This window comes from Vibrio sp. 1580, assembly GCF_033340055.1.
This window is the reverse complement of the sequence record NZ_JAWOVT010000493.1, coordinates 1-582: the sequence shown is the minus strand read 5'-3', so window position 1 is coordinate 582 and position 582 is coordinate 1. Positions and strand designations below refer to the sequence as shown.

Annotated in this window: 1 pseudogene; it reads left to right on the top strand. The window is 45.4% G+C overall.

The features are described from left to right. Nucleotides 1–582, top strand: a pseudogene (locus tag R7093_RS26770) (cadherin repeat domain-containing protein); the annotation flags it as partial.

Sequence of the window (582 nt, the reverse complement as noted above, 5' to 3'; positions counted from 1 at the left end):
GAGTATTTCAAATCCTGCGTCCAGGCACCGCGATAATTCGTGCAACAGATACCAGTTCTGTGTATGAATCTTCTGAAACGACGTTTTCGGTCACGGTTGAACGAGGTTTTAACAATGATCTTTCTGCCAGTGATTTAAGCCTAGTTGCACTCGATCCTGACGGGAAAGCTCTGACCGTGCGCGGGCAGAAAGGTAAACTGACTTACCAAGTCGAAAGCGGGCAGAACCTCATTCAAGTTGATGATAACGGCGTTGTTTATTCACTTGGTTCTGCGGGTCAGGCTTCTGTACTGATTTCCGATTCAGGTAACGACTTATATCTACCTAAGCAAGTTCGTGCAACCGTAACATTGTATGCGATAGGTGCTGAGCAACTTAAATTTGCCTTAATCGAAGATGAGTATCGAGACGGTTTAACCTTAGCGCCTTCACGTTTGGATAAAGTTGAAACGCAAAATATCACTTACAAAATTCTGCGCAGCGAACCAGACAACGAGGTTGCCGAGTTACTAAACCCAGAAACGGGTTTGCTTTTGATCCACAACGTTGGTCAGGTAACCGTTGAGGCGACAGCAACATACA